Source organism: Aporhodopirellula sallentina SM41 (assembly GCF_000346505.1).
GTDB classification, from domain to species: domain Bacteria; phylum Planctomycetota; class Planctomycetia; order Pirellulales; family Pirellulaceae; genus Rhodopirellula; species Rhodopirellula sallentina.
Genome location: NZ_ANOH01000195.1, coordinates 1 through 9,311 on the forward strand (window position 1 = coordinate 1; position 9,311 = coordinate 9,311).

11 protein-coding genes are annotated in these 9,311 nt (G+C 54.0%); all 11 read right to left on the bottom strand.

Going from position 1 to position 9,311, the window contains the following annotated elements; all coding sequences use genetic code 11:
• Positions 1 to 195 precede the first annotated feature (195 nt).
• The 11 genes from RSSM_RS31640 to RSSM_RS12525 all read right to left on the bottom strand — a co-directional run bounded on the left by RSSM_RS31640 (position 196) and on the right by RSSM_RS12525 (position 9,250).
• Positions 196 to 621: an ankyrin repeat domain-containing protein gene (locus RSSM_RS31640; protein ID WP_008678936.1), complete on the bottom strand. Its 426-nt coding sequence runs from the start codon at positions 619 to 621 to the stop codon at positions 196 to 198.
• A gap of 104 nt (positions 622 to 725) precedes the next feature.
• On the bottom strand, positions 726 to 1,355 hold the full coding sequence (locus tag RSSM_RS12470) for a hypothetical protein (RefSeq protein ID WP_008678938.1): 630 nt from the start codon (positions 1,353 to 1,355) through the stop codon (positions 726 to 728).
• A 647-nt stretch (positions 1,356 to 2,002) separates the two neighbouring features.
• Positions 2,003 to 2,500, bottom strand: a complete 498-nt coding sequence (locus RSSM_RS12480) for a hypothetical protein (protein WP_144059764.1) — start codon at positions 2,498 to 2,500, stop codon at positions 2,003 to 2,005.
• 154 nt (positions 2,501 to 2,654) lie between these two features.
• Positions 2,655 to 3,194, bottom strand: a complete 540-nt coding sequence (locus tag RSSM_RS33160) for a hypothetical protein (protein ID WP_144059765.1) — start codon at positions 3,192 to 3,194, stop codon at positions 2,655 to 2,657.
• A 126-nt stretch (positions 3,195 to 3,320) separates the two neighbouring features.
• A complete protein-coding gene (locus RSSM_RS12490; protein ID WP_236621114.1) occupies positions 3,321 to 3,752 on the bottom strand; it encodes a hypothetical protein in 432 nt (143 codons plus the stop codon).
• Between the two features lie 107 nt (positions 3,753 to 3,859).
• Positions 3,860 to 4,345 (bottom strand): hypothetical protein, encoded by a 486-nt coding sequence (locus tag RSSM_RS12495; RefSeq protein WP_144059766.1) that lies wholly within the window; start codon positions 4,343 to 4,345, stop codon positions 3,860 to 3,862.
• Between the two features lie 118 nt (positions 4,346 to 4,463).
• Positions 4,464 to 4,817 carry a GNAT family N-acetyltransferase gene (locus RSSM_RS12500; protein ID WP_008678950.1) on the bottom strand — a complete coding sequence of 118 codons (354 nt, stop codon included), beginning with the start codon at positions 4,815 to 4,817 and terminating at the stop codon, positions 4,464 to 4,466.
• A gap of 213 nt (positions 4,818 to 5,030) precedes the next feature.
• On the bottom strand, positions 5,031 to 5,411 hold the full coding sequence (locus RSSM_RS12505; RefSeq protein ID WP_044302419.1) for a hypothetical protein: 381 nt from the start codon (positions 5,409 to 5,411) through the stop codon (positions 5,031 to 5,033).
• 1,542 nt (positions 5,412 to 6,953) lie between these two features.
• Positions 6,954 to 7,454: a hypothetical protein gene (locus RSSM_RS12515; RefSeq protein ID WP_144059767.1), complete on the bottom strand. Its 501-nt coding sequence runs from the start codon at positions 7,452 to 7,454 to the stop codon at positions 6,954 to 6,956.
• Positions 7,455 to 7,544: 90 nt separating this feature from the next.
• Positions 7,545 to 8,327 carry a sterol desaturase family protein gene (locus RSSM_RS12520; RefSeq protein ID WP_008678960.1) on the bottom strand — a complete coding sequence of 261 codons (783 nt, stop codon included), beginning with the start codon at positions 8,325 to 8,327 and terminating at the stop codon, positions 7,545 to 7,547.
• Positions 8,328 to 8,461: 134 nt separating this feature from the next.
• A complete protein-coding gene (locus RSSM_RS12525) occupies positions 8,462 to 9,250 on the bottom strand; it encodes a hypothetical protein (protein ID WP_044302422.1) in 789 nt (262 codons plus the stop codon).
• Positions 9,251 to 9,311 lie beyond the last annotated feature (61 nt).

Consider the following 9,311-nt stretch of genomic DNA (forward strand, 5'->3'; position numbering starts at 1 on the left):
CGCCAATCTGTATGTGGAGTCCATCGTCATCAATGGCTAAGGCTGTGGGGCCCTTTGCGTCAGGGTTGTGGGACGCAACAAGTTCAGCGATCACGACACGCAGTCTTCTGTTAGATAGCGACCCGCATCGCCGGGCCGCAAAAGTTAATGTTCCATTCTTGAAAAACGCAAGCCGTCTCCTTGTGTATGCGGTGGTTATCCGCGTTTTGCCTTGGCGGATAGCAAAGACCGCAACATGTCGCTGGTCGCATAGTCCGCAGGTATCTTGCCGGATTTGTTGGCAATCAAAGGGTCCGCACCAGCGGCAAGTAGCATCGCAACGATTTCTGCGGCAGCCTCCGATCGATCAGCGGTGCCCGGCGCTCCAGTTTGGCAAACCGCACGGTGCAGCGGTGTCGATCCGTTTCGTCGGCAGGGCTGATTTACGTTAGCACCCGATCGGATCAGGGACTCGACGGCTATCGGGCTTCTGAATCGTACTGCGTGATGCAACGCGGTCACGCCATTCTTGTCGGTCTGGTTAACGTCCACGCCAGCCTCGATTGCCGCATAAATGCGTCTCGCTTGGTCAGCTGGATCAGGAGCCCGGTCGCAGCAGATTTCAAAGAGTTCGTTTACCATGTTCGACAACGATAGAGGAAGCGTGCATCACAATCATTGCGTTTGGATCCAACAACGGTGCGGTTCAGCGGGGGCGCGTGAGCGACTTGCCACTCCCCAAAAGGTCAATTCGCCGCCTCCGTCGCAGCCGATGGTTCCCCGCCGTCGGGCATGCGTGTGAAAATGTCCGCATTGGTGATCAATGGATCGTCATTCCAGGAGACAGTGTCGGCCCCGAATAGCACACTCAACTGAGCCGCAGACTTTCCATCGAGTCGAGTGTGAGGAACGTGCAGCATTTCCAATCGCGGAAGTGATTTCAAGCGAAAGAGTGCGTCATAGGTGATGGGAGTGCCGTAAAGCGTGACGACACGAAGGTCAGGAAGCTGTACCAAAACGTCAATAATGCGATCGTCCAAATTTACACAGTTAGTGAATGCGACCTGAGTCAGCGTTGAGAGTTCATCGATCGCTGGAAGTTCATTTGTGCAAACGGTTGATTCATCGAACAGAATGATATTAGGCGTAAAAAAGAAGTGTTCGCCGAGTATTCGGCGTAAGATCGCTGGCCCGGGAGTTGGCAAACCTGTCCCTCGATCAGCGTCGTTGTCCCATTCGTGGGCGTATCCAACGACGCCACCAAGCTCTTCGACTCGACGAACAATTTCTGCCTGCCGTTGTGACTCCATCCAGCGTCGCCGCACCAACCAAAATCCTGTGGCGGATGCCGCAACCGTCGTGAGGAGAGCACGCAAGGAAAACGTTAATGTTTGGCGGCGTGTATGCATCGCGACAGACGCAGTTGTTTCAGTCGGGGAGCGTTGAACATAACCGTGCGGCGGAGAACAATTTTCCACTTCAAAAACCACGACTCCGCCGCTTCAGTTCCTGTCATGGTTCGTCGTTTTGCTGTCCGTGAAGTAGCAGTGTGTCTAGCGAGGTACGAACGGCATATTCTGCGTCGTAAACATTCGCTGCTGATTGAAAATCATGTAGATCGACCAAGCGAGATTTTTCAGCTTCGAGACGATCGATTTCGGCACGTATTTGATTGATCGCGACATGATCACCACAATGCCGGTGCGCGATCGAGAATTCGATATCGGCTGATTCCAAACGAATCGCACCAGTTTTCCGATGCTGTTCTCGACGACAATGCACAGAGTGACGCCGCAAAATACAAAAACGCCAGCACGATCAGCCCGGACTGCCCGCCTACGTCCTTGGTGGTGAGCCAAATGTAAACGCTGGCCCAAAGTGCTAAGGGCAAACCCGTAAGCATCCATCTCATAAGGCAAAACTAGATTGACAAACGGTTGCGATGAACAGGCCGCGGCAAGCGGGTATCCACTTCAAAAACCCGGATTCCGCGGTTCCGTGTCCATCGCCTGGTTCGCCGCATTTAGTTGTCAATGGGCTGCTTAGTCGAAGCATCAGCGGAAACGGCGGGATTGGCAGTTTCAGGAACTTTTGTAGGGAGTTTGACGATCAGGTACTGCTTCGAATTCGTGCCTAGCACCTTGATGTCAGTAGCAACCGGATTAAACCCGTCGATCTCAAAGGTCAGTTTGTGTTTCCCTTCAGGAAGAATGAACACGGGCTTGATGTCGCGCAAGCCAACCATTGCATGTCCAACAAAGTCATCATCAATTGATATGCGGATTGGACGGATGCTGTCTACCGGGACAATTGCACCGCCGATTTGTGCCATCGGCTTCTGGGCACCACCTATTCCGCCACCCATGCCGCCCGTTCCGCCACCACCCATCGGCTGATGTGAATGAGGTACGATAAAGACAATGTGAACAGTCGAGTGTCCAACGGGAACAGGATCGTCAGCAATACCTACCGCAGGTGTGAATGCAAACAGGATCAGACAAACAGGAAGGAAGCGAATCATGGTGTCTCCATATTTGGTTTCAGCCGAGGTTAGAGTTTAGGCGGCGAACGTCTACGATCAGCCGGCGGCGACGGAACGTCATCCGTTTATACACATCTGACTTCGCCGCTCGTTTGCATTGGTTGGTTCGTCGTGGCGATTCAGATTACGCAGCCTACCGACCAATCGACGCCGCATCGGATGGCGAAGTCGTGGCGACGCGAAACTCAAATGGTTCTTCGAAGGGATGGCTGAAAATTGTCTTTCGGTCTGTCGATACGGGTTTTGGTGTCAAAACAGTATCAATGGAGGCAATGGATGCCTCGCTCAGTCCAATTTTCTCAAGCCGCTTCGCCAGTTCAGCGACCTTTGAAAACGAAAATCTCTCCCCCGGCGCGATGGTCAAATGGCTCTCCTCAATCTTCATCACCAATGATGACTGCAAAGTCAGCGAAAGATCGAAATCCGTCACCGGCCTCAGAAAGGTGTTTTCTGTCGAAGAGCCTGTGAGCGCTTCGGAGATAGCGCCAACCAGACTAAACCCCACTCCGCTGGAGACCTGAACCGAATACCGTGGCTTGCCATCAGTTGAGTTAGGTAGCGATTCAACTACGACCCAGATAGGCGTCGTAGAGCCCGAAGAGTGAGCACCGTAGCCGGCCTGTGTAAGCGCGGTAGTAGCGAACATGACGGCAAGTAAAAGTCGTAAAGTCATTGTAGGAACTCACAGGTCGTGGCTGGAGAAAGAAACGAAATAGTCGACGAACGTTAGAAATCACGGGGAACGGGCGAACGACTCGCAAGCAGACGAAAAAACAAACCACCCGTTCTCCCGTGCACTTCATGATTCCCCGTTTTCTCCAATATCGGTATCGTGCCGCCCAAGGTTCGTGTAGCCGTCGCGTACCCGCCAGTCGCGTGCGTGCACGAACAGCCGGAAATCCTCATACTCGGCATGCATAACAACATCGTATGTTCGCGCTCTTCCCGCAGCAAGTTTGATGCAGTTGTCGTTGTCGATATCCAGTTCGACGTAGGTTGGCCCACCGGCGGGTGCGAACCACGAGTCATCCGAAATCGGTATGTCGTTTGGGCTTAGCCAAACTGGTAGGCGCCCGTCGTTTCGAACGCTGAGTTTAAATTGCCGGAATTTGCCGTCAAAGTGCGAAAACGGTTCCGCAACCGACGTGGTCACCATGGAATGAATCGACACCAATGGTGCGAACGGTTTGAATGCAGCGATGCCGACCGCAACCGTGGCCGTGACAAGCAAGAGTGCCCGGAGTCGAAATCGACGCAACGTAGAGATTACGATTCAGTCGGGGAACGCCTGCGATCACCCCGTTTAGCGGAGAGAACCAAAATGTGGTGCATCGCGTGTTAATCAACGATAAATGCCCCGAACGGACAGGCCAAGAGCTGTTGATGCATTCCGTAGTTACCTGGCAATGGCAATGAGCCTGGAAGTGGTATACCAACCGGGGGTGAACGTAATTCGCTAGAGTTCCAGAAGTTGGTCACACCAAAAGCTCCTAGCTCAGCTGTAAGAGCCCCGAGATACTCGTCCGACACGTCGAAATATTCTGCTTCAAACTTGTTGCGAGCCATCAGGACATCAAAAAAAGAACGTTCCGTGAATGAAATTTCAGTGCGATGTGCTCTGGTTTCGTCCAGCCAGTTCGTTTCGATCAACAGGCTACGTGATCCGCTGGCCGTGGAAATATGGAGATCGTGCCTGCGTTCAATGCTCTGCATCAAACGCTGTGCGTGCAGGGACGGCAGCAATATCCAAAACCGGCTAACGACCGCGATAAGAAGGGTCGCCCCCAGCATCGCGCGGACTGTAAATGTTCTTCTGAATGGCATCTAAACTATCGAAGGCTGGACAATGCTAGCGATCAGCATTAACGGGGGAACGGAGGCGGTAAAATGCCGAAGTCAAACGTCGCAGCGGAAAGCGCAACTGCTCCGGTGCAGGGTTTTGTTATCCGCAGAGTTTCTCCATCTGGACTTCGTGGAGCGTATCGAAACGAGAGGACGAACACCAGTCAGCTATGGTCTCATCCACGAAGTGAAAGCCGAGTCTCCCGAACAATGAAACGTTTCCAGTTTCGCGAATCGTGAATAGCCGAACGTTACTACAGTGAGCGTTGGCAGCGAGACATTCAGCACTTGCAATCAGTGCCCTGGCGACCCCCAGTCGCCGGATCTCGGGGGCAACGGTGAGTCCGGAGATTCGCAGAGTGGCGCCTTCAATTGCGGTAGAAACCACCCCAGCGGTGAATCCGTCGATGTCAGCCAGGATGTCGCATCGATAGCTGCTAGCGTGGAGTGCCATGGGAACAGCACCATGGTTCGGGGTGTATGTGTCACGCACGGTCGCAAATCCGATGTCGCGAATTAAGCTAACTTCGTTGGCGTCTTCCGATGAAGCTACCCGAGTTCTAATCACGAATTACCTTAGTCGGATAACGCCCGGGATCACGTGGGCGCGAAGGTTGATTGCCCATCGCCATAACGCTAGCAAGACCGACACCGTTGCGACTGTTCGTTATCCGATGTCATGTGCTGGGTCAACTTCGGAACGGTCGAGTGTTTTGCCGCACCGGGGGCAAGTAGCCAGGTGCGTCTCGTGAATCTCGCCGCAATGATAGCAGAAGCGGTCGTTAGCAATGCGTGCGGAATCCTGCAGTTGCCGCCAGTCGTCTAGGAGGGCTTGCGTATCACCAAGCATGCAGTCAACCACATAGACACCGTAAACCAAACCGAATACCGGCCCTTCACCAGGCTGGCCGTATTGGCCGTGTTCATTCGATGGGTTAACGAGGTGAGCATGGATGCCAGTGTCGCGCAGAAAGGCGACGAGTGATTTAGCGGCAGGAAGATTGCGAGATCGGTAGACAAGCGTCGGATCAGGATGCGTCGTAGTCATTTGTTCATCCTAGCCGGGCAACGAAATAGGTCATCGGGGCGGCGTTGTTGCTTCTCGGCTAGCCGTTCCCGCTACCAGCCGGTTCCAGTGCATTGGGTATTCGCACGGGGCTGGGGCAAGGCGACGGCTATGCTGAAGGCAAGATTGTGTTGTGTCGGTGCAGGCGTTGGGAGCGGAGGCCAAGCCGTGCAGGGAAGGTGCGGGCGAGAATCGCGTCCGGTCCCGCAGGGACAGCAGCATCGGGTTCCGATCCAAAGTCTTGCCGGTCTCAAGCGGTAGCCTTCGGCCGCATCGGTGACGAAAGGATCGCCGCTTCGGTTTCGACCAGTGGGGTATTGTACCCGGGGGCGAGGGCACGCGTGAGCAGGAGATACGCAAGTTGGGGAATGGAAGGGAATTGAAGCGAGCTTGGGCTACGCAGGTGTCCGACGTGTATGGGCTGAACGGAGATGCGAAGCAAGTTGCGCTAGCGATCAGCGGGTACGTGGGGCCGGAGCGGAGGTGGTAAAATGCCGATGTCAAACGCCGGAACGCAGGGCACACGTCCTCCGTTGCATCGCAATGTTATCCGCCCGTCGCAGTGTCAGCAATCGATGAGAACTGGCGCAGCCATTCGCTACGATTCAGCGAGTGCCGAATACCTGAAACAAGCACAGCGTATCCAACGAAAGCGCATCCGACGGTAATGAGCGACTCTGTAGAGCCACCAGAATTGTCGAGGATCTGCTCTCGCATATGGGGATAGATAATCCACGATACCCATCCACCGCCTGCGATTTCGGTCAGAAGTCCTATTGGAGGTTTGTCAAATGCCGGAACCATGTAACCGACGGGAAGTCCTATGCAGAGTAACGCGGACGAGAACGCGAATAGTCCTGGCGGAGCGAGTGGGATCAGTGAAAAGACGAACAGTGCAAGACATACAAGCATCGCTAAGCGAACAGTTGCTGATCGAGCAGACATCGTAGAATGCTTCATCGCATCAGTATCAGTCGGATAGAGTTTGAGGTCACCCGGCACGAACGGACAGGTGACCAGTCGGAAATGGATTTTTGAGTGCTCGGGTGCACCGGCGTGGTTACCCGCTAATTTCTTTCGGTTACGGAAGGCTCTTCCCGTCCCATTCATGTTTCGGGTCAGGGACGAAAGTGATTCCGACTGATCTTTGAGTTTGATCGTTTGTTTGAATGGTCATGAGCCATCCGCCAGGAATCTTCGCTCGTGAGATCGGATGATGCGAGTAGCGACCGTCTTTGAGCGAGCCAACCATCGCGAACTTCAATGGTGAATGATTGACTGGTGCTGCAACGGCGTCTTGGGCGGAAGCGTTAGACACCGCTACGAATTGGTTTCGTGCGTAAAGGAAAACAATACAAATGGCTACGAAAGCCGTAACAATTCGATAACGATTCTTGCAGATAGCTCGTGCGATTGTGAGAAAGGGTGGCATTGGTCAGTCGGGTAACGGTGGTCGCCAGCGGGCACGGCTAATGTGGTTTCCATTTGTGAACGCAGTATGCCGCGCACCGTCGCACGGCATGGCTATCCGTCGGTTGGGTTGACGTCAAAGGTAGCAATGTAGTTTCGGACTGAATCGGGGAGAAAGGTGCAATCTGAGTTCAAGTTATACCGCACGACAAACCAAGCGTCAGGCGATTTGAGAAAGGCCGTGTACGTAAAGCTAGGAACATCGTCGCCCACATTGCCGGTCTCGATCCTCGAGAATGCGGGAAGTCCGGCAACAGTGTCCGCAGTCATCTCATGTTGATCTCGAAGTCGCTCTCGATCGTCGCATACGGAAACACTTAGCCCCGCTGAGTACCGCCGTGGGGGTCCGAGAGTCCGTGGCGACATGTAGATGCCCGGGCCGACAATCCCGGTGGATTTCATGCGGATTTGAGAGTCCCAATTTATAGGGGAGACGATCGAAAATCCGAGCGGATGCACGACCCGGCGTGACTCAAGGGGCGGTCCAGTAGGCACGTCGCGTCCAGTCATCTGCGTGACGATAACAATCGCGATCCCGAGCAGCGCAAACGGCACTGCGTATTTCCACGTCCTCTTCATACGAATCAGTACGGACAACGTTACCGATCACCGGGCGGCGGCGAACGATTCTCCATTGCGAAAAAGCTAACCACCGCCGCTCCGGTGCATCGGATGGTTATCCGCCGAATTCGGGTCGGCAACAAAAGGCCGCGCGACCAATGAGCCAAGCGATTCAGGGCAGCTACCCTCGAGTCCGTGTTTTAGTGGGCGTTCGGTCAATCGCAGGGTAGAGAATACACGATCCCAAAGCGACAGAACAGATGAGAAGTTTGAGCCGTAGTCACGAGGATCGCATGAGTGATGAATCGAGTGCATCAACGGAGACGCAGTAATCAAGCGAAAGTGCCAATCGTAAACGCCGAGGTTCAGCTTGGAATGATGGAACATGGAGACGAGCACGAGCGTGGTTTCGTAGGCGACCAATGTGATCGTCGAGACGCCAAGGGCATACAGGACGGGAAGGCGAAGTAGCGCACCAATCGCGATCTCCAAAGCGTGAAAGCGACCAGCAGTCGTAACGTCCATCTGGGCGTCAGAGTGATGAACCGAGTGGATGCGCCAAAGAGCGGGAACAGAATGATTGAGCCGATGCCAGCAGTAAGAAAACAAGTCGAGAGCAAAAAAGCAGGCGACGGAGTGCAGAAATACGAAAGGTGATTCAGTAACGACCGGCGAGACGGTGCAAACCCAAATTGACAAGGCACCGAATGTGAAAAACAGGAGAACGCCATTGATGGCGGCGAGCGACAAGTTGACGAAGCCGTGACGGAACCGATTAGGTGCAGGTGCCCCGACGAAAGTTTCGACACACCAGAGAATCGCGAGCCATAGCGAAGCAGGGGCAAGGCGTAGGATTAGGTCATCCATTGCGAATTAGGCGAAAGGCACCACGGACTTCAGTCGGATAACGTCGGCCGTCACCGGGCGGCGAGGGAAGAATTGACCAGCAGGAAACGCGATACCGCCGCTCCGGTGCACGGCTTGGTTACCCGTTTCTTGGATTAACCCTGAGACCCGGAACCCCGTTCAATGGCATCCAGAATCGACGGGACGTATCGTTCGCTGAATCCAGACAGGAATGAAAACACAGCAATCGCATATGGCTTATCGCGAACTACTCCTAAAAGCAATTCGGCCTTAACAAGGACTACGAACACCGCTCCGAAAAATGAGCCAAGAGTAGTTCGGCAAACACCAAGTAAGATTTGCCGAGAGGGATAAGAATACGGCTGCACGGGCAGACGATCAAGCCGGAATAGAACAGACAGAAGTGAACCAATCGCGCCACACGCAAGCCCTACCGACAGCGTACCAAGTTCTTCCGGCAGCGTATCAGGTCGGTTTCTGTAGGTGAGATAGGAAAAACTGGCGAGCACCGGACATGTCATCATCGCCCCAACGATGTACCAAAACCTACAGCGAAACTCCGCTTCGTAAGTAATCCGTTCCGTCACGTCACTTAGCTTGGTGGAATCAACACGCTTCCCACAGCAGACGGTGGCATTGTAGAACGCTTTCCCCAAGGCTCGCTTGAGCAGTGGGTGTTTTCTCCTATGCACGGAAGCATTAAGGATTGAATTGAGGCGATCGAACTCCTGCAAAAGTTCCCTGAAGCCCTCATGTGCGAACCCGTCCTTCGCTTGCCAGCGTAAGGCGTCGTGATCGCAAAAGTAAACCATGAAATCCGCATTAGCACCGCAGAACCCTTTGATCTTATGACCGCCCGCCGCAATATCGCCTACGGCGAAGTCCTCCATTGCATCGCATTTCTTCACTTCGGGTCTACGCATTCTTAGCTACACCTCCAATTTATGTGGAATGGCAGTGCCGTCCTAGCTACGCAGCCATGTC